The organism is Acinetobacter lwoffii (genome assembly GCF_024129595.1).
Lineage (GTDB): Bacteria > Pseudomonadota > Gammaproteobacteria > Pseudomonadales > Moraxellaceae > Acinetobacter > Acinetobacter lwoffii_O.
In genome coordinates this window covers 1-18646 of record NZ_JAMXXS010000011.1, presented here as the reverse complement: position 1 = coordinate 18646, position 18646 = coordinate 1, and the positions used below count along the sequence as shown (strand labels likewise).

Annotated in this window: 20 protein-coding genes, 1 rRNA gene and 1 pseudogene; 16 read left to right on the top strand and 6 right to left on the bottom strand. The window is 42.7% G+C overall.

What is annotated here, in order from left to right; all coding sequences use genetic code 11:
* Nucleotides 1-40: 40 nt before the first annotated feature.
* A complete protein-coding gene (locus NI466_RS07300; protein ID WP_004645261.1) occupies nucleotides 41-1138 on the bottom strand; it encodes an alpha/beta fold hydrolase in 1098 nt (365 codons plus the stop codon).
* Nucleotides 1139-1280: 142 nt separating this feature from the next.
* Between NI466_RS07300 and NI466_RS07295 the strand changes: the two genes are divergently transcribed.
* From NI466_RS07295 to trpB, 9 genes and pseudogenes are all read left to right on the top strand, one after another.
* A complete protein-coding gene (locus NI466_RS07295; RefSeq protein ID WP_005100072.1) occupies nucleotides 1281-2468 on the top strand; it encodes an O-succinylhomoserine sulfhydrylase in 1188 nt (395 codons plus the stop codon).
* Between the two features lie 28 nt (nucleotides 2469-2496).
* On the top strand, nucleotides 2497-2826 hold the full coding sequence (locus NI466_RS07290; protein ID WP_004278699.1) for a YbaB/EbfC family nucleoid-associated protein: 330 nt from the start codon (nucleotides 2497-2499) through the stop codon (nucleotides 2824-2826).
* A gap of 13 nt (nucleotides 2827-2839) precedes the next feature.
* The gene (gene recR, locus NI466_RS07285) at nucleotides 2840-3436 is read left to right on the top strand and encodes a recombination mediator RecR (protein WP_253173215.1); all 597 of its coding nucleotides are present in this window, start codon (nucleotides 2840-2842) and stop codon (nucleotides 3434-3436) included.
* Between the two features lie 178 nt (nucleotides 3437-3614).
* A complete protein-coding gene (locus tag NI466_RS07280) occupies nucleotides 3615-4757 on the top strand; it encodes a ribonuclease D (protein ID WP_086044738.1) in 1143 nt (380 codons plus the stop codon).
* A 130-nt stretch (nucleotides 4758-4887) separates the two neighbouring features.
* A complete protein-coding gene (locus NI466_RS07275) occupies nucleotides 4888-5193 on the top strand; it encodes a YcgL domain-containing protein (RefSeq protein WP_004278695.1) in 306 nt (101 codons plus the stop codon).
* Nucleotides 5194-5214: 21 nt separating this feature from the next.
* Nucleotides 5215-5598: a hypothetical protein gene (locus NI466_RS07270; RefSeq protein WP_005106668.1), complete on the top strand. Its 384-nt coding sequence runs from the start codon at nucleotides 5215-5217 to the stop codon at nucleotides 5596-5598.
* A 20-nt stretch (nucleotides 5599-5618) separates the two neighbouring features.
* Nucleotides 5619-6470: an AAA family ATPase gene (locus NI466_RS07265; protein ID WP_005262763.1), complete on the top strand. Its 852-nt coding sequence runs from the start codon at nucleotides 5619-5621 to the stop codon at nucleotides 6468-6470.
* A gap of 13 nt (nucleotides 6471-6483) precedes the next feature.
* On the top strand, nucleotides 6484-7671 hold the full coding sequence (locus NI466_RS07260; RefSeq protein WP_253173214.1) for a vWA domain-containing protein: 1188 nt from the start codon (nucleotides 6484-6486) through the stop codon (nucleotides 7669-7671).
* Between the two features lie 107 nt (nucleotides 7672-7778).
* Nucleotides 7779-8986 (top strand): annotated as a pseudogene (gene trpB / locus NI466_RS07255) (tryptophan synthase subunit beta).
* A gap of 130 nt (nucleotides 8987-9116) precedes the next feature.
* Here trpB and NI466_RS07250 read toward each other — a convergent pair.
* The 3 genes from NI466_RS07250 to NI466_RS07240 form a co-directional block, all read right to left on the bottom strand.
* Nucleotides 9117-9548, bottom strand: a complete 432-nt coding sequence (locus NI466_RS07250; RefSeq protein ID WP_004278688.1) for a CBS domain-containing protein — start codon at nucleotides 9546-9548, stop codon at nucleotides 9117-9119.
* Between the two features lie 104 nt (nucleotides 9549-9652).
* Nucleotides 9653-10033, bottom strand: coding sequence for a DUF2750 domain-containing protein (locus NI466_RS07245; protein WP_004645256.1), 381 nt, complete (start codon nucleotides 10031-10033; stop codon nucleotides 9653-9655).
* Between the two features lie 151 nt (nucleotides 10034-10184).
* The gene (locus tag NI466_RS07240; protein ID WP_004278686.1) at nucleotides 10185-10418 is read right to left on the bottom strand and encodes an SEL1-like repeat protein; all 234 of its coding nucleotides are present in this window, start codon (nucleotides 10416-10418) and stop codon (nucleotides 10185-10187) included.
* A gap of 224 nt (nucleotides 10419-10642) precedes the next feature.
* Here NI466_RS07240 and NI466_RS07235 point away from each other — a divergent pair, with 224 nt between their 5' ends.
* Together NI466_RS07235 and NI466_RS07230 are read left to right on the top strand one after the other, a co-directional pair.
* Entirely contained in the window at nucleotides 10643-11002 is a 360-nt protein-coding gene (locus tag NI466_RS07235) for a hypothetical protein (RefSeq protein WP_034436454.1), read from the top strand.
* Between the two features lie 98 nt (nucleotides 11003-11100).
* Nucleotides 11101-11424, top strand: a complete 324-nt coding sequence (locus NI466_RS07230; RefSeq protein ID WP_253147313.1) for a hypothetical protein — start codon at nucleotides 11101-11103, stop codon at nucleotides 11422-11424.
* On the opposite strand, the gene NI466_RS07225 is transcribed toward NI466_RS07230, so the two are convergent.
* Both NI466_RS07225 and NI466_RS07220 read right to left on the bottom strand, forming a co-directional pair.
* The gene (locus NI466_RS07225) at nucleotides 11348-12922 is read right to left on the bottom strand and encodes a M16 family metallopeptidase (protein ID WP_253173213.1); all 1575 of its coding nucleotides are present in this window, start codon (nucleotides 12920-12922) and stop codon (nucleotides 11348-11350) included. The genes NI466_RS07230 and NI466_RS07225 overlap by 77 nt on opposite strands.
* Nucleotides 12922-14331: a M16 family metallopeptidase gene (locus NI466_RS07220; RefSeq protein ID WP_082180573.1), complete on the bottom strand. Its 1410-nt coding sequence runs from the start codon at nucleotides 14329-14331 to the stop codon at nucleotides 12922-12924. The genes NI466_RS07225 and NI466_RS07220 overlap by 1 nt, the downstream gene beginning before the upstream one ends.
* A gap of 177 nt (nucleotides 14332-14508) precedes the next feature.
* Between NI466_RS07220 and ftsY the strand changes: the two genes are divergently transcribed.
* The 5 genes from ftsY to NI466_RS07195 form a co-directional block, all read left to right on the top strand.
* On the top strand, nucleotides 14509-15612 hold the full coding sequence (gene ftsY / locus NI466_RS07215; RefSeq protein ID WP_004278679.1) for a signal recognition particle-docking protein FtsY: 1104 nt from the start codon (nucleotides 14509-14511) through the stop codon (nucleotides 15610-15612).
* A 177-nt stretch (nucleotides 15613-15789) separates the two neighbouring features.
* Nucleotides 15790-16479, top strand: coding sequence for a nitroreductase family protein (locus NI466_RS07210; RefSeq protein WP_253173212.1), 690 nt, complete (start codon nucleotides 15790-15792; stop codon nucleotides 16477-16479).
* A gap of 196 nt (nucleotides 16480-16675) precedes the next feature.
* Nucleotides 16676-17269: a nitroreductase family protein gene (locus tag NI466_RS07205; RefSeq protein WP_004731228.1), complete on the top strand. Its 594-nt coding sequence runs from the start codon at nucleotides 16676-16678 to the stop codon at nucleotides 17267-17269.
* Nucleotides 17270-17471: 202 nt separating this feature from the next.
* Entirely contained in the window at nucleotides 17472-18086 is a 615-nt protein-coding gene (locus NI466_RS07200) for a DUF2057 family protein (RefSeq protein ID WP_253114260.1), read from the top strand.
* A gap of 471 nt (nucleotides 18087-18557) precedes the next feature.
* Nucleotides 18558-18646 (top strand): 16S ribosomal RNA (locus tag NI466_RS07195); the annotation flags it as partial.

Sequence of the window (18646 nt, the reverse complement as noted above, 5' to 3'; positions counted from 1 at the left end):
TTGATAATTTTTAATATTTTTCTGGTGCGAGAAATCTGCTTTAAGCATCAAGACGTGTGGAGCGCTGCACCAGCCAGGTCGTCATTTTTGGCCAGAATGTATTGGCTGTTTTCTGGTTCGACATTAGTCCAAGATGACCACCCGGTATAAGAGTAAACGTCTTATCCTGGCTACTTGTCAATTCCATCAAAGGCTTAGCTGACTGTTCTGTGACAATCTGGTCGGTTTGACCTGCACCTACCAATAGGGAGCAGCTGATATTTTTAAGATCAACAATACGACCATCTAAAGTGATAGAACCGTATTTTAAAGGATTTTGCAGCCATAAATGCAGAACCATGTCCTGATTAATCCCGCCCGGATAATCGATCATCTTGTTCAGGAAATTCCCCATGGTGGCATGTTCATAGACATCTTCGACATGATCCAGATTCAGCAAAAACTGCTTCTGGCTTTTTAGCCAGCCAATCGGATCAAGTAATTTAAAGCCCAAGGCATTTACAATACCCGGCGTATGAATATATTGCTTCGGGATCAATCCTTGATGAATGGCCTGTTGCAGATTTTTGTTTTTAGAGATCAGTTTATTGGTCGTAGAAAAAAGTTTGCCGACACGTCCTGACGCATAACTGTCGATAGGACTGCCCACCACGATCAGATTCTTGACATGTTCAGGCGAATGCAGGGCTGTATAGAGCGTGACAAACACCCCAGCCATACTCCAGCCGTGTAAGGAAATGAACTGACTGCCTGAATGCTTGCAGATGGTTTCAATGGATTGAGGAATGGCTGCATCGATAAAAGATAAAAAATTCAGGTGACGGTGCTTAAAGTTAAAGCGTTTCCATTCCACCAGATAGACATCAAAACCGCTATGCTGAAAATGCTTGACCAGAGAGCGATAAGGATACAGATCATAGATATCCATATTAATGGCTAACGGTGCGATGAAAACCAGAGGCTCCTTATATTTTTTCTCAGGTGAAGCGTAATAACGAATCTTGCAAAACTCGGTGCCGGCAATATATTCAAAAGGGGTTTTTTGCGACAGGATCAGTGAGGAGGCATTAAACACCCGGGTGCTGAGGTGTTTCAATTTTTTTTGCTGGCGCTGAAAGTTTTGTTTTAACTGAATCATGTAAATAAAATATCCGTATCCGCGGGAGGATTGATCGAAGTCTAAGCAATAATCGCTTATTATGCCTTGACCTGAAATAGCTTAGGCGCTCAAAATGTTGGCAAATTTTTACAAAAGGCAGCCTGAGGGCTGAGGTAAAGCGATGAGCCAGCAAGACGATATTTCTTACCAATTAGAAACTTTAGCCATTCGTACCGGTCATACCCGCACTTTTGAAGGTGAGCATGGCGAACCGATTTTTCTAACATCGTCTTTTGTGTATGAAAATGCTGCAGAAGCCGCAGCTAAATTCTCAGGCCAGGAGCCGGGCAATATCTATTCTCGCTTTACCAATCCGACCGTTGCCATGTTTGAAAAGCGTCTGGCTGCACTTGAAGGTGCAGAGCGCGCCGTCGCCACCAGTTCGGGTATGGCAGCCATTATGGCAGTGATGATGGCATTCTTAAAAGCCGGCGATCATGTGATTTGTTCACGTGCAGTCTTCGGTTCTACGGTTTCCATGTTTGAAAAATATGTCGCAAAATTTGGTGTCAGTGTTGATTTCGTCGATTTGACTGATCTTGATGCATGGAAAAATGCCATCAAGCCTGAAACTAAAATTCTCTTTGTTGAGTCTCCATCGAATCCTTTAGCAGAAGTAGCTGATATACAGGGACTCGCCGATATTGCGCATGCCAATGATGCTTTATTGGCGATTGATAACAGCTTCTGTACACCGGTGTTACAACAACCAATCAAATTTGGTGCAGACCTGGTGGTGTATTCTGCGACTAAATATCTGGATGGTCAGGGCCGTGCCTTGGGTGGTGCAGTGGTAGGTAATCATAAACTGCTGGAAGAAATCTTCGGCTATGTCCGTACCACCGGCCCGTCAATGAGCCCATTCAATGCCTGGGTTTTTCTAAAAGGCTTGGAGACACTACGTTTGCGTATGCGTGAACATTCAGCAAGTGCACAGCAATTGGCTGAATTTTTGAACCAGCATCCAAAAGTGGAAAAAGTATATTATGCGGGCTTGCCTGAACATGTCGGTCATGAACTGGCAGCCAAACAGCAGAGCGGTTTTGGCGGTATTGTGTCTTTTGAAGTCAAAGGTGGCCGTGAGGAAGCATGGACTGTCATCGACAATACCCAGTTTATCTCGATTACCGGTAATTTGGGCGATGTGAAATCGACCATTACCCATCCGGCAACCACGACACATGGTAAATTGTCGCCTGAAGCCAAAGAAGCTGCCGGTATTCGCGAAGGTTTGATTCGCGTATCTGTTGGTTTGGAAGAGATTGGTGATATTATCCAGGATATTCGTCGCGGTTTAGACCTGATTTAATTTTATAAATTTATGTTCGGAGATATTTATGAACATTAACATGTTGATGCAGCAAGCTCAGCGCATGCAGAAAGAAGTTGAAAATAACGTAAAAAAAGCCAAAGAAGAGCTTGCGCAAACTGAAGTGCATGCCGAGGCGGGTGGCGGTCTGGTCAAAGTGACCATGACTTGCCGTAATGTGGTGAAACGTATCGAAATCAATCCTGAATTACTTCAGGATGATCCAGATATGATCGAAGACCTGATTGCAGCGGCAATGAATGATGCAGCACGTCAGGCAGAAGTGGTATCTGACGAAAGAATGAAAGCAGCGAACTCAGGCATGGGTTTACCGCCTGGTCTTGCAGGTATGTTCTAAGGAAGAATGCGCAATGTTTAGTGATCGTTTTGATCAACTCGTTCAAGCATTACGCATTTTGCCAAGCGTTGGGCCAAAATCGGCTCAACGTATGGCATTGCATATGATCATGAAAAATCGTGAGGGTGCTATTGGTCTGGCACATGCGCTGACTGAGGCTACCAATCACATTCATGAATGTTCAATCTGTCATTCTCTGACCGAAGATGAAGTCTGCAATATTTGCAGTTCGCTGGATCGTGATGATGAACTGCTCTGTGTAGTGGAATCGCCTGCAGATGTCATGGCGATTGAGCAAAGTGGTAGTTTCCGCGGGAAATATCATGTATTGGGTGGACATTTATCGCCACTAGATGGTATTGGACCGGAAGAAATTGGTATTCCGTACTTATTGCATCGTTTGGCCAATGGTCAGGTGAAAGAAGTGATTCTGGCAACCAATGCCACGGTAGAAGGTCAGGCCACGGCGCATTATCTGGTTGAGGCCAGCAAACATTTGCCGATCCAGATGACCCGAATTGCCCAAGGCGTACCGCAAGGCGGTGAGCTGGAATATGTCGATAGTCATACCTTGAGTCAGGCAGTACATAATCGGATGCGCATGAAGTAAGCTGAGCTTAAATATCTTGTTAGTTTTAATATAAAAAAGATATTAATTAGAATATAAATCCTGATAAGTAAGCGCCATTTTTTAGGAAATAGGGCAGAATTGACGTTATTTTTTATACAAAAATTCTATAGATCAGTTAATATGGATCTATCGAGAATCTAATCTTAGACTCAGTTCTATGTTTCAATTTATTCAACATCAAAACGACTTAACTCATGTACTGAAGCTGATGGATCAGAATTCAGTTTATGGGCTGGATACCGAGTTTATCAAGGTTGATACCTTATGGCCTAAGCTGGGTGTTTTTCAGATTAACGTAGACAACAAGGTCTATTTGTTGGATGGAACCACGCTGGATCTGACTGAGTTCCTTAATAAAATTTTTAACGCACAGCAGAATATTTTTCACGCTTGTAGTGAAGATATCGACCTGATCTATCACTATACCCAGAAGAAATCGCTGAGTAATGTATTTGACACTCAGGTTGGCATGTCTTTTCTTGGGCATGGTCTGCAAGTCAGCTATCAAAATGCATTGAAGCAGATGCTGGAAGTCGATATCGAAAAAGACCAGACCCGTTCTGACTGGTTGGCGCGTCCACTCAGTTCCGAACAGTTGCTCTATGCTGCCAATGATGTGCATTATCTGGTGCAACTGTCAGAGAAAATTAAACAGGATCTGGATTCGAAAGATCTGCTGGATTTTGCCTTGCAAGATTGCCGTTTTCTGACTCAGGAAATTGGCGAAGATACCCCAACTGCCTTGTTGTATCAGGATGTCGGAAATTACCGGCATTCACGCCGTCAGCTGATGCAATTGCAGCAATTAATGGTTTGGCGTGATCAGATTGCCAAAGCACTGAATCAGCCACGCAGTTTCATTTTGAAAAATGCCAGCATGATTGATCTGGTGGAAAAATTCCCGCGCAATAATTTCCAGCTGAGTCATGTGAAAGACATTCGTTCGAATGTGGTTCGTGAGCATGGCAAAACCATTTTAGATTTATTGAAATTCCTGCCGGAGCCGGCAAATTGGCCTTTACGTCTGGCACGTCCAATTCGCCATTCTTCCAAAGATATTGGCGAAAAAATTGATTCAATTATTCAACATGTGGTCAATGAAACCTCGATTCCCAAAGAAGTGCTGATGCGCAAGAAATGGTTGAATGCACTGTATCAGCATGTAGTTTTTCACAAGGATGAACAGGATCTGCCGGATTATCTGCTTGGGTGGCGCTATGAGTTATTAACTCGGCCACTGATTCAGGTATTGCATCAGGATGAATCTTATCTGTCTACCCAGATGAAAGTCAGCGAGTGATTAGCTACAGGATTGGTTAAAGAAAAAGCAATTATACAAAATCACGACTGATGCATGAGACGTGGCTAATGTTTCTGTCTTTTTTTTGATGTATCCTTGCGGTTGTTTTTCCAGAAAAGTCGTTTGAAATATGCAAGTGTCTATCTACAAATCCAGTAAAAAAAGTGAAATGTATCTGTATGTGGCGCGTCCTGCGAATGAAAGCGAAGCTGAAACATTCGAACCTTTAAGCGTATTGACTGAAGCAGTACAGGCAGCATTTGGACGTGCGACTTTTGTCATGCATCTTGAATTAAGCGAATCACGTAAACTGGCACGTGCCAATGTCTTGCATGTCATGGATTCTATTGAAACCCGCGGTTTCTTCCTGCAAATGCCACCAGAAGGCTTGATTGATCCAAATGCGGTCGCACCAGAAGGTTTACGCGGTGCTTAATGTTAATTCAGGAGTTGTGAAATGAATGGTTATGTGGCTGTATTAGACTCAATTCCTGAACAGAGCATTGCCGTAGCAGTTTATTTGCTCGGCAGCCTGATTGCTTTATGGTGCTGGTATGGCGTAACCAAACGTCTACCTAAACCTATGGGCGGTTTTTTGTGGATTGTGGCCTTTGCCATTCTGTTGACACCGACGGTATCTGAGGGGGCGAATGCTTCTATTGCACCTGCGATCTTCGGTCTGTTATTTGGGGTGTTGACCAAAGAGCAATCCCTGGTTTGGATTAATGCGTCACTTATTTTATTTGTCATTGGGATCGGATCTGTGATTGGCTATTGCTGGTCGACTTATGTGTCGAACAAAAGCAATATTCGTGTTCACGAGAAAAGTTCACCGCTGTAAGTAAAAAATAAGGTTCAATCATGTCTGCTGATATTCAACAATTTTCAGGTACCGATCAGTACATCGCGACTGACAGTTTAAAACTTGCGGTGAAAGCTGCACGCAGTTTGCAAAAACCGTTGCTGGTCAAAGGGGAGCCGGGTACAGGTAAGACTTTACTGGCCGAGCAAGTTGCAGAAAGTCTGGGTTTGGAACTGATCACCTGGCACATCAAGTCTACTACCAAAGCACAGCAAGGTCTGTATGAATATGATGCCGTATCCCGCTTGCGCGATAGCCAGTTGGGTGATGACCGTGTCTATGACATCAAGAACTACATCAAGCCGGGCAAATTGTGGGAAGCATTTACCAGTGAAGAACGCTGTGTTCTGCTGATTGATGAAATTGACAAGGCAGACATCGAGTTTCCAAATGACTTGCTGCATGAACTCGATAAAATGTCGTTCTATGTGTACGAGACAGGCGAGACCATTACCGCAACTCAGCGCCCAATCGTGATCATTACCTCAAATAATGAAAAAGAATTGCCAGATGCTTTCCTGCGTCGTTGCTTCTTCCATTACATCGAATTCCCGGATGAAGCCACCATGCGTGAAATCATTGATGTGCATTTTGCCAATATCTCGACCACACTGGTGAATGAAGCCTTACAGGTTTTCTTTAAATTGCGCCAGATTCCGGGTTTAAAAAAACCACCTTCAACGTCTGAACTGATCGACTGGCTCAGTCTACTCATGGCTGACGACATGCCGGAAGATATTCTGCGCAATACTGATAAATCTAAAGCAATTCCACCTTTGTACGGTGCATTAATCAAGAATGAGCAAGATGTGCAGTTACTTGAACGTCTAGCCTTTATGTCACGTCGTTAAGGGAGAAACACGCATGTTTGTGCGACTGTTTTATACCTTACGCAAATACGGCGTGCCGGTATCGACCCGCGAATTGATTGACCTGAATCAGGCGGTTGCTGCAGGACTGGTCTTTGCCGATCAGGACGAATTCTATCAGCTCGCCAAAACCGTGATGGTCAAGGACGAGCGTTATTTTGATAAGTTCGACCGCGCCATGAAAGACTATTTTGATGGTATTCAAACCTTCGATATTGATGAACTTCTCAATCAGATGCATAAACTGCCTAAAGACTGGTTTGATCTGGAGCTTCTCGAAAAACATCTAACCCCGGAGCAGCGCGAAGAGCTGAAAAAAGCCGGATCGCTGGAAGAACTGATGAAAATGCTGGAAGAGCGCCTGCGCGAACAGCATAAAAAACATCAGGGCGGCAACAAGATGATTGGTACCGGTGGTACTTCACCCTTTGGTGCCTATGGCGATCATCCTGAAGGGGTGCGTATTGGCGGGCCGGGGCGTAAGCGTTCTGCGGTGAAAGTCTGGGAACAGCGCCAATATCGAAATCTGGACGATGAGCAGATTTTGGGAAGTCGCCAGATGCAGATGGCATTGCGCCGTCTACGAAAATTTGCCCGTCAGGGTGCTGCTGAAGAACTGGATATTGATGGTACGATTCGTGAAACGGCCAAGCAGGGTATTCTGGATGTACAACTGGTGCCCGAGCGTCGTAACCGCATCAAAGTTTTAATGCTGTTCGATGTCGGTGGTTCGATGGATGCGCATATTGCTCAGTGTGAGAAGCTGTTCAGTGCTGCGAAAACCGAATTCAAAACCCTGGAATATTTTTATTTCCATAACTGTCTGTATGACTATGTCTGGAAAGACAATGTCCGTCGTTCCAGTTCACGCATGAATACCTGGGATTTGTTCAATACCTATGGGCGCGATTACCGGGTGATTGTGGTCGGGGATGCCAGTATGGCGCCGTATGAGCTGAATTCTGTCGGTGGTTCGGTTGAATATATGAATGATGAGGCGGGACAGGTCTGGTTACAGCGTCTGCGTCAGCATTTTGATAAAACCGCTTGGCTGAATCCTGAAGAAGAAAAATACTGGCATTACACCCATACCATTGGTCTGATCCAGCAAATATTTGAAAATCATATGTTTCCAATGACATTGAAAGGCATTGAAGACATGACCAAATATCTGGCACGTTAATTCCATTTATCTATAAGTGACTTTAGCTATAGTTATTAGTGCTTTAAAACAAATTATTCTAGTATAAAGTCACTCATTATCTCTTATTTAAAATTTCAGGCATGATTATGGCTCATCAAATTAATGGTATTGCGTTACCGAATGAAGAGGGTTTTTTGGTCAATATGGCGGTCAGTTTATTTCACCCGATCTGAAACAGGCCATGGATGATATTAATGTGGCCTATCAGGAAATTCGTCAGACTGAAGAATTTCAGAATGAACTGAAAGACCTATTTGCTCATTACGTCGGTCGTCCAAGTCCACTATTTCATGCCAAACGCCTTTCTGAACAGCTCGGTGGAGCACAGATTTATTTAAAACGTGAAGATCTGAATCATACTGGCGCACACAAGATCAATCACTGTCTAGGTGAAGCACTACTTGCCAAATATATGGGCAAGACCAAAGTCATTGCAGAAACAGGTGCAGGACAGCATGGTGTCGCACTGGCAACCGCATGTGCTTTGGTGGGTATTCCGTGTGAAATTCATATGGGCCAGGTGGATATTGAAAAAGAACATCCAAATGTCGTGAAAATGAAGATTCTGGGTGCCAAACTGATTTCTGTGACTCGCGGTACAGCCACACTCAAAGATGCAGTCGACAGTGCTTTTGAAGAATATTTAAAAGACCCGAAAAATTACATTTATGCCATCGGTTCGGTGGTTGGACCGCACCCATTCCCGATGATGGTGCGTGATTTTCAGTCGATTATCGGTGATGAAATTAAAGTTCAGGCCAATGAACGTTTTGGTGCAAATCCTGATTATGTTGTTGCCTGTGTGGGTGGCGGTTCTAATGCAGTAGGCGCATTCACTGCATTTTTAAATGAACCAGATGTGAAACTGGTAGGCGTTGAGCCAGCAGGTCATGGTTTAGATACCGATATGCACTCAGCTACTTTGACCTTAGGTAAACCGAGCCAGTTACATGGGATGGCCTGTTATGTGCTTGAAGATGAACAAGGCGAGCCATTGCCAGTGCATTCAATTGCTTCTGGTCTGGATTATCCGGGTGTGGGGCCGCAGCATAGCTTGCTTAAAGATTTGGGTCGGGTTGAGTATACGACTGCAACCGATCAGGAATGTCTGGATGCATTTATGACCTTGTCCCGTGTAGAAGGGATTGTGCCTGCACTAGAAAGTTCGCATGCGGTGGCTTGGGCAATTCGTGAAGCGGGTAAATTGCCAAAAGATACCAAAATTGTGGTGAACTTATCGGGTCGTGGTGATAAAGACTCAGATTACGTCGCAGAAAAATTAGGTCTAAACTGATTTTATTCAGAATGTTCATATAAAAAAATCCCGATACACGTACCGGGATTTTTTATGCATCAGATATAAAACTTTATCTTGGTGTCACTTAAGTGATCTTCAAATGCCTTAGAGAAAGCTAGATGATGTTTTAACCTGAGATATATTGCTGTAACTGTTCAATCAATTTACGTTGGTCATCCATGGCGGCCTTGACCAAATCCCCAATTGAAATCAGACCGATCAGTTTTTCATGTTCGACCACGGGTAAGTGGCGTAGGTGGCGTTCAGTCATCAGAGATAAACAGTCTTCTACGCTAGTAGCTGTATTTACGGTAATCACTTTAGAGGTCATGATCTCATTAACAGTGGTGTCGAATGAGGTTCTTTGCATCAGCGCGATTTTACGAGTGTAATCCCGCTCTGACAAAATCCCCACCACGTTGTCTTCATGGGTTACCACAAGCGCCCCGATTCCTTTATCCGCCATCAAGGTGATGGCCTCTAAAACGGTAGAATCTGGACGGATGGTATAAATAGCTTGATGCATTTTTTCACTGAGCACCTGTGCCACATTGGTCATGCTTAATCATCCTTATTGGTCAATTTATTATTAATCCTAGAGTATGTATTCAACCTGAACATCTCTAAGTGTTTAGGTTTTAGTCTTTATAAATAGCATGTTATTTAAGCAATGTGCAGTCTTTGTTGCGAAAAAAACAGATGACGCATCTGTGCAGCAGTCAGTTTGAGTTTGGTTCCATTGGTATTGAACAGCGCTGGCGTAACATTCAGTCGCGACAGGGTGGGTAATAATGCATTTTCAAAATCTTCAGAATTGATTTTACGTGGAATGTAATCCGGCCAATGTTGCTGGGCATAATTTTTGGCATCCAGCGGATTGAGCCAGAATGGGAAGATACAGTCTTCCTGGTCACGCATCATCGCCCAGCCTTGGTGATATGCGCCCCATAGCTCGCCACAATTCATCAAAGATTTAAGCATCGTGATCTTTAACAGAAAGTTTTTGCAGATCGGATCAAATTGAATAATTTTTCGTGGTTTCATTAGAATAAAGTGCTATTGGAGTTCAGGCTCTATTCTAGAAACTTTATATGAAATTACTGTTTCAGCTTTGCAAGGATTCGTAAGAAAATATGTATTGATTGCTACTTATTGAAAAAAGGGCATAAAAAAACGCCACCTAGGTGACGTTTCTTTATGCTTGCATGGTGGCCATGTTCTGCCAGTACTGGGCTTTGAGTGAATCTCGTTCTACACGGAAACCTTGATAATAAAGTTCTGCTAAAAAAAGCGCTGCTTTACCATGGCCAGCACGAGCGGCTTCTTCAAGCTGTTTTACCGCATCAGCAAAGTTCATTTGCGATTGAATGGTATTCACGGCATCTGCGTACAGATGTTCCAGATCGTGTTGAGAGAGTTGTTGTATCATATAAAAACTCCTTAATTTTAATTATGATTACAGGATAGACTATTTAGTCTAAATACAAATATAAATTAGTATTGTTAAACTAATATTACAAAATAATGGAAAAGTCAACTATTCGATTTTATTTGTTTACTTAAGTTATAGTTTAACTGATTAAACTATACACAACTATAAATATTATTAAGCTACATTGTAAATGGATAGCAAACAATAAGGAGAAGGCCATGATGACAAGAACTTTAGATGGTGTGAAATTTGATATGCCTCCGACTGCAGGTCAAATTATGGAACTTGCCGATTTGCATCGTAAAAAACTCGATCAAGCTATATTCAGTAAACATACCCATCTGGGTGATTATGGACTGGCACAACGTAAAGAAGTCTACGACTTTACCCGTGCGCTGGATGAAAACCAGCGTGAGCAGTTTTATAAGCTTTATAATGGTGAGCTGGTCCGCATTGCAGATGAGGATCGTCTGCATCCGCCTGAAGCAGAAGCGGGTTTAAGTAAATTTGCAATTGCACTGGTATTGCTTGTTGTTGCATTGGTGCTGTATTCAACAATTATTACCAGAATCATGAATTAGTCCTCGAAATAGCAGGATTCAGCTCTTATGAATATTCAGTGCGCTGACTTGAACTTATGTAACTGCGACCATACACTACCTCTAACCTGAGGTAGTGTATGTCTATAGATACAGAAAAACTAAGCCAATTTTTCAGCAGAATCAAACTGGAACAGATTTATAACAGTGTGGTTATTTTTATTATTGCGATCATTCTACTTTTAGCCGCATTTGCTCTATATCGTCCGTTGAGCATTGCTCAAGTCACCCAGATTCAGCAACTGTCTAAACAGCAAAACCTTCCCCAAACTCAGGATATGGCACTCGCTTTATTAGAGCAGCAGCATATCCATCGTGGGCAATATCTTAAATTGATGCAGGCTTATCAGCAGGAATCACTTCGGGCACGTCAGCTTCCGCCGGTCTCTGTGGAGATGCCTTAGGCATAGGGTTTGTTGGTAAGTAATAATTGGCATCCATTAAATTTCGCTCCAAACGCATTTTCAAGGCATTTTGATCCAGTTCTTTGTTGACGACGACTAGGGTTAAGCGATCAGGATGAAAATGCTTGCGCACTGCATTTTGTACATCTGCCGCTGTGATTTTAGCCAAGCGTTCTGGATAACTGGATAAATAATCAGTTTGCTCACTATAAAAACCCATATTGCCTAGCTGGGCATTAATGGTGGCATTACTGCTGTAATTATTAGGAAAAGCACGTAACATGCCTGCTTTGGTTTCTTCCAGACGCTGAGTATCAATAGGTTGGCTGACAAAGTGGATAAATGCTTGATGTGCGACCTGAATGCTGTCTAGCAGTTGATCCTGACGCGTGGAATACTTAAAGCTGAATACGCCGGGTGCCTGACTAAAGCTCAATGAACTATAAGCGCCATAAGTAAAACCACGTTTCACCCGTAGTTCCTGCATCAATACTGCATTAAATCCGCTACCGCCAAACATGCGATTGGCGACTTCTAAAGCCAGTTTATCTTCAGTAAAGCGGGTTGGGCCTAAATGCCCAAAGGTGACATGCGCCTGAGACGAGTTATAGGGTAGATGTACCACTTCAAAGCCAGATTGAATTTCAGGCTGTGGCAATGTTTCTGCTTTTTGCCCTTGAGGTAAGTTGCCGGCAATTCGTTCAGACAGTTCGAGTGCCTGTTTCGGGCTGAGTTTGCCAGTAATGGCAATATTCATATTTTGCGCCACCAAAAACTGATCACGAAATTTTTTCAATAATTCTGCATTAATTTTTTTGGTGCTGCCTTGGGTGCCGCTGATTGGTTCTGCATAAGGGTGCTGACCATATAAAGCGCGATAAAAACGGATATCCATCAGTCGGCTTGGGTTTTCCTGCAGCTGTTTTTGTCCCACTTGGGTATTGCTTAAAGCCAGATTAATGCTGGACGGTTTAAATGACGCATTCTTAAGAACCTCCATCAGCATGCTCAATGCGGGTTCCAGTTTTTCCGGGTCTGAAAGCGTACGCAGACGGACCACAAACATGTCCCGATAGGCTTGTACGCTGAATTGTGCTCCGGTTTGGTCAAAAACTTCCGCCACCTGATTGGCGCTATATTTGTCGGTTCCTTCACGCATCAACTTGGCTGCCATATTGGATAGGCCATATAGACCTTTGGTAATTTCCTGATCACGAGCCGAACCGGCATTAAAGGTCAGCTGGATATCTACCATGGGAAGATCCTGCGTTTCAACGAACAGTGTACGTACCTTATAGCGATTGTTCAGGTCATGAATATAAGGCGCCTGAAATTCTCGTTGCTGATTAATATTTTTTAAACTTTGCAGTAAAGGGATAGACTGTAACTGACTGGGGTTGTCATTTTGGTCAGGTTGAGGGTTAAGATAGTTTTCTGCATGGGTAGCCGAGCTAAGACTTAAAGTTGAAATAAGCAAAAATGGACGAAGCTGAAGCATTATAATCCCCGTTGCTGGGTGTTTTGTTCGGGTGAGAGATAAAGCGTGCTGAGATTCTCACGCACAAAATAGGCGTTGGCGACGCGCTGGATATCCTGAACACTGACACTTTCAAAGTGTTTCGGTAATTCATCCATCAGGCGATAACTCAAGCCATTGACCTCTAGATTTCCAATCATTTTGGCTTGTCCGGCAATATCATCCTGGCTATAGATCAAATTGGAAATAAAGCGGGTACTGATACGATCCACTTCCTGTTGGGTCATCGCTGTAGTTTTAAGTAAATCCACTTCATCCTGAATTGCTTGTTGTGCTTCTTGCAAAGAGATGCCCGGCGCAGGTAAGGCAGAAATACCAAACAGGCTGTCGCCGCGATTATAGGGATCATAAGAAACGCTGACAGAGGTCAGAATTTTACGATCACGTACCAATCGGTCTTGCAGGCGCGAAGAAATGCCACTGTCCAAAAGACTGCGAATAATGGTCAAGGCATAAGCATCTTGGGGGTTTTTGGCAGTGCCAAGGGATTTTACATTCCAGGTCATGTACAGATTGGGCACCTGAACATTGCTATTGATCTCCATATGGCGATAACCCAAACGCTCAAACTCCAGTACATCATTGCGTGCTGGGGTTGGACGTGCGGGAATGTCAGCAAAATATTTTTGTACCTGAGCCAAAGCAGCTTCAGATTCTACATTTCCAACAATCACCAGAATGGCATTATTCGGACTGTACCAGTCCCGATACCATTTTTTGACATCATTCAACTGAATATTATTCAGAGTTTTCATGTGTCCAATCACCGGCTGACGGTAGTGGCTGGTCGGATAACTGATCCATTTAAACCGTTCAAAGGCTTGCGCACGCGGATTGTCATCGGTGCGCTGGCGCCGTTCTTCCATGACGACTTTAATTTCTGGCTCGAAGTCCTGCTGTCGAAGTAATAAATTACTCATCCGGTCAGATTCAAGTTCCAGGGCCATAGGAAAATAGGCCTTAGGATAAAGCTGATAATAATTGGTGTAATTGGTAAAGGTGGCCGCATTGATACTGCCGCCATAAATCCGGCTAAGACGGGTAAATTCATCATTTGGGACTTTATGAGTGCCTTTGAACATCATATGTTCAAGTGCATGGGATACCCCCAGAATATTTCCGGATTCATCACTACTGCCGACTTTGTACCAAATTTGTGTCATTACCATGGGCGCACGATGGTCTTCCCGAATAATGACTTTTAAACCGTTACTTAACGTGGTTTCAAAAGTAGTCCGTGACAATTCGCTTCGGGTTTGTGCCTGAACCGAGTTAAAACTCAGGCTAAGCAAGACTGCTGCACCGAGTGGATAAAGCGTCTGTTTGATCATTTGCGAGAAAGAGGAGATAGTCAAAAAGGTGATGAACACTAGATCTCCTGAAATAGGCGTTTGTATTTAGAGTTATTTTTAATAAATGCGTGCTTGAAAGCAACCGAGAGCTGTAGCTTTTTGGTATGTTTGTCCAGCATTTGCATTGCTAGCTGCAAAGCAGGCAAGTTATGGTAGAATCTGGGTTTTTAACGCAATGCTTTTCAAGGATTCGGCATGCAACAGCAATCTAATGGGCAAAACAAATTTTTGATTGATGCTGATATCGGAGATGATGATGTCACATTACCGAGCTTACCTGCGGTCAATGTGCCTATCGTAGAAACGCCAAGCGAAACAGCTGTAGTTTCTGCACCTGTCGAAACAGAAACTGAAAATGAAGATTCTGCGGCGAAAGGTGGCTTCTTTAGCCGTATGAAAGTGGGTTTAACCAAAACCCGTAAAAACCTTGCCGATGGGATGGTAAATATCCTGATCGGTGGTAAAGAAATTGATGATGAATTATTAGAAGAAGTCGAAGAGCAGCTTCTGGTGGCCGATATCGGTGTGGAAGCCACCAAGACCATTATCGCTAACCTGACTGAACGTACGGCACGTGGTGATTTGATCTATTCGCATTCACTCTATAAAGCGCTTCAGGAAGAACTGGTGGCTTTATTGGCACCACGGGTAAAACCGCTGCATATTGATCCGAATAAATCGCCTTATGTGATTCTGGTAGTTGGTGTGAATGGTGTCGGTAAAACGACTACCATTGGCAAGTTGGCAAAGCGCCTGCAAGGTGAAGGCAAGACCGTCATGTTGGCAGCAGGCGATACTTTCCGTGCGGCTGCAACTGAACAGCTCCAGATCTGGGGTGAGCGTAATAATATTGCGGTTGTTGCTCAGGGTCATGGTGCTGACTCAGCTTCAGTGATTTTCGATGCTTTTGAAAGTGCGCGTGCCAAAGGTGTGGATGTATTGATTGCAGACACAGCGGGCCGTTTGCATAACAAAGGTCATTTGATGCAGGAATTGACTAAAGTAAAACGTGTAATGCAGAAAATTGATGCCACTGCACCTCATGAAGTGATGTTGGTGGTCGATGCCGGTACTGGTCAGAATGCTATTAATCAGGTCGAGATGTTTGATGAGGCGGTAGGCTTGACGGGCTTAACTATTACCAAACTTGATGGTACTGCCAAAGGTGGGGTACTGTTTAATATCGCCAGTCGTACTCATGTGCCGATTCGCTTTATTGGTGTCGGTGAAAAAATTGATGACTTGCGTCCATTCTCTGCCAAATCTTTTGTTGCTGCATTATTTGAAACTGAAAAATAAATAATGCGCAATGCTTCACATAAACTCCGCCAAGTGCGGAGTTTATTGTTTTTAGCCAGTTCGAGTGTTGTAAAAACCGACAGTAAAACCACCACTAAATCTGCCTATCTTAATAAAGGCCTTATAATTGTAGGGGATTCTCTAAGCTGATTTGGCTTGTTTTTTGTGGGGTAGAAAATGGCATTGCTAAATAAGATTGGTCAGGTATTAACAAGCGATATAACCAAGGATTTTAAATTTTCAAGAAAAAATAAACTGAATGATGATTTAGAATTGACTTTTGTCGATCAATTGAAAAAGCGCCGTAGTATCGATCAACTCGGTAAGCGGGTACATTATAGTCAGGCTTATCTTGGCGAAATCATTCAGGAAGCAGTGCGCAGTTGCCCTTCGGCTTATGATTCTCAAACTACGCGCATTGTGGTGTTATTTGCAGATTCTCATCATCAATTCTGGGAAATTGTGAAACAGGTACAGCGTCAGTATATGCCGGCACATATTTATGAAGGGGTTGAAATCAAGTTGAATCAATGTGCTGCTGCCTATGGCACGGTTTTGTTTTATGAAGATCAAGCCGTGATTCAACAATTGCAAAAGAAAATGCCATTAAATAGTGAGGATTTTCGAGCGTGGTCGGAACAAACTTCCGGTATGGCGCAATTTGCTGTATGGACGACGCTGGCAGATTCTGGCTTAGGGGCATCCTTACAGCACTATAATCCACTGATTGATGAAAGGGTCGCTGAACATTTTGAGATTGAAAAGAGCTGGTTGTTACGAGCACAACTTTGCTTTGGATCAATTGAACAAACAGTAGAAGAAAAATTACAAAAGCCGGATCAGCAACGTTTCAAAGTATTTAATTAAAATTTTATAGAGAACTTTATATGTGACAGCATGGAAGCTGCGGATAAAATCAGATACAAATACGCTACTCAGATCTAAATCTGATTGTTCTATAAATAAAACACATTGTTATCGAAATGCACCTGTCTTGGGTGTTTAAAGCACGTAATATGACTTTATCGATTTTCAAATAATCAAAATATACAGAGGTGGGTTCATGGCATTTTTAGATCAAATCAAACAACGTCGTAGCATTTATTCAATTGGAAAAAATGTAGATCTGGATCAAGCAGAAATTGAGAAAATCATTAAAGATGCGGTGAAGCACAGTCCGTCATCTTTTAACTCGCAAACCTCGCGTGTGGTGATTTTATTTGGTCAATCACATGATACCTTCTGGCATATTGTACGTGAAACTTTACGTGACCTTGTTTCAGCAGATGCATTTGAATCAACCAATAGCAAGATCAATGCTTTTGCAGCAGGTTATGGAACCGCTCTGTTTTATGAAGATCAGAATGTGGTGAAGTCGATGCAAGAGCAGTTTGCACTCTATGCAGATAACTTCCCAGTCTGGTCTGAGCATTCTTCCGCTATTGCACAGTTTGCAACCTGGACCGCTTTGGCAGAAAAAAATATCGGTGCTTCATTGCAGCACTACAATCCAATTATTGATGAAGAAGTTGCACAAACTTTCGAGATTCCATCTCACTGGAAACTTCGCGCTCAACTGGTATTTGGTTCGATTGAAGCTCCTGCAGGTGAAAAAACCTTTATGGATGATGCAGAACGCTTTAAGACCTTTGCGTAAACGATTTTAGGTTATAAAAAAGAAGCACTTTGATGCTTCTTTTTTATGTCTTAGAGTTGTATTTAGATATGATGTGATATGTCTAGCCAAATAAATGCTAAGAACACAGGCTGTATCGCTCCAGCTTTTGTCATAAGATTGTCATTTAGACGCGGCATAGTGCAGCTAATTTTTAATAAACAACCAAAAATGAGTATAGGATATGGGTTTACGTATTGCGGCAACTGCAGCAGTGTTTCTGTTTAGCACACCAGTTTTTTCGGCAGTGACCGTCACAGTACCTGAAGAAATAAAAATTGTTGCCGTAAATGATCAAGAGGTGAACTCGGGTCTATTACGTTCTAATCAGACTTATAGCTTGGATGCAGGTGTAAATGCGATCAGCGTACGCTATAACGAATTTTTCCAGCATTCAGACAATTCACATGACATTTTAAAGTCAGGTGTGGTTACGGTAAAAACACCAAGCCTTAAAGATGGTGAAACTTACCGTTTAGCACTTATTCAGGCGCCTAAAGATTTTGATGCAGCGCAAAAATATAAAGATCAGCCCATTATTGGCCTATATGATGCGAAAAATCAGCTCTTAGTCCAGCAGGCGGGCGCTAAAGATGCAGCGAAACCATGGTTTGGAAATCGCGTGTTGACTAAAAAAGTAGATATGACAACTCAAGCTGCGACACCAGTTAATCAACCTTCAGCTGTATATACTCAGTCAGCAGACCAGAATGATCAGCAGCTGATTCAATTATGGCAGAAAGCTTCTAAAGCTGAACGTCAAAAATTTATGACTTGGCTCGCTGAGCAGACAAATTAAAATATTTTGATGAAGAATCAAAAAGATCACCATTAGGGTGATCTTTTTTTATGAGATGAGGGCTGGAAAATTAACATTTGCTTAAACTTTTCATGCGGAATTAGCTAGAAAAACGCAAAAAAAGTGTTAAAAATAGCCTTTTAGATTAAAAAATAAACGTATGGTTGGTTTTTTTGGATATTTTTAAGAAAATCCCTTGCGCTCGTTTTGAAACTGTATAGAATACGCAGCACACCAACGCAATGCATGAAACGAAACGTTAAATGATTGGGTTGGAGCTTAAAGCTGATGAGGTTTTAAGAAAGATCATTAAGAGATTATGAAGAACAACTTGTGTGGATTTTTACTGGTTGATTGATCGAAATTATTTTCATTGATTGATGGTAGAAATTACTCGAAGTTTATTTGAGAAATATTTGTCAGAAAATTGATGAGCCAAGATTGGTGCCCTTTAAGGCACTACATAGTATTAAACTGAAGAGTTTGATCATGGCTCAGATTGAACGCTGGCGGCAGGCTTAACACATGCAAGTCGAGCGGGGGAAGTTGCTTCGGTAACT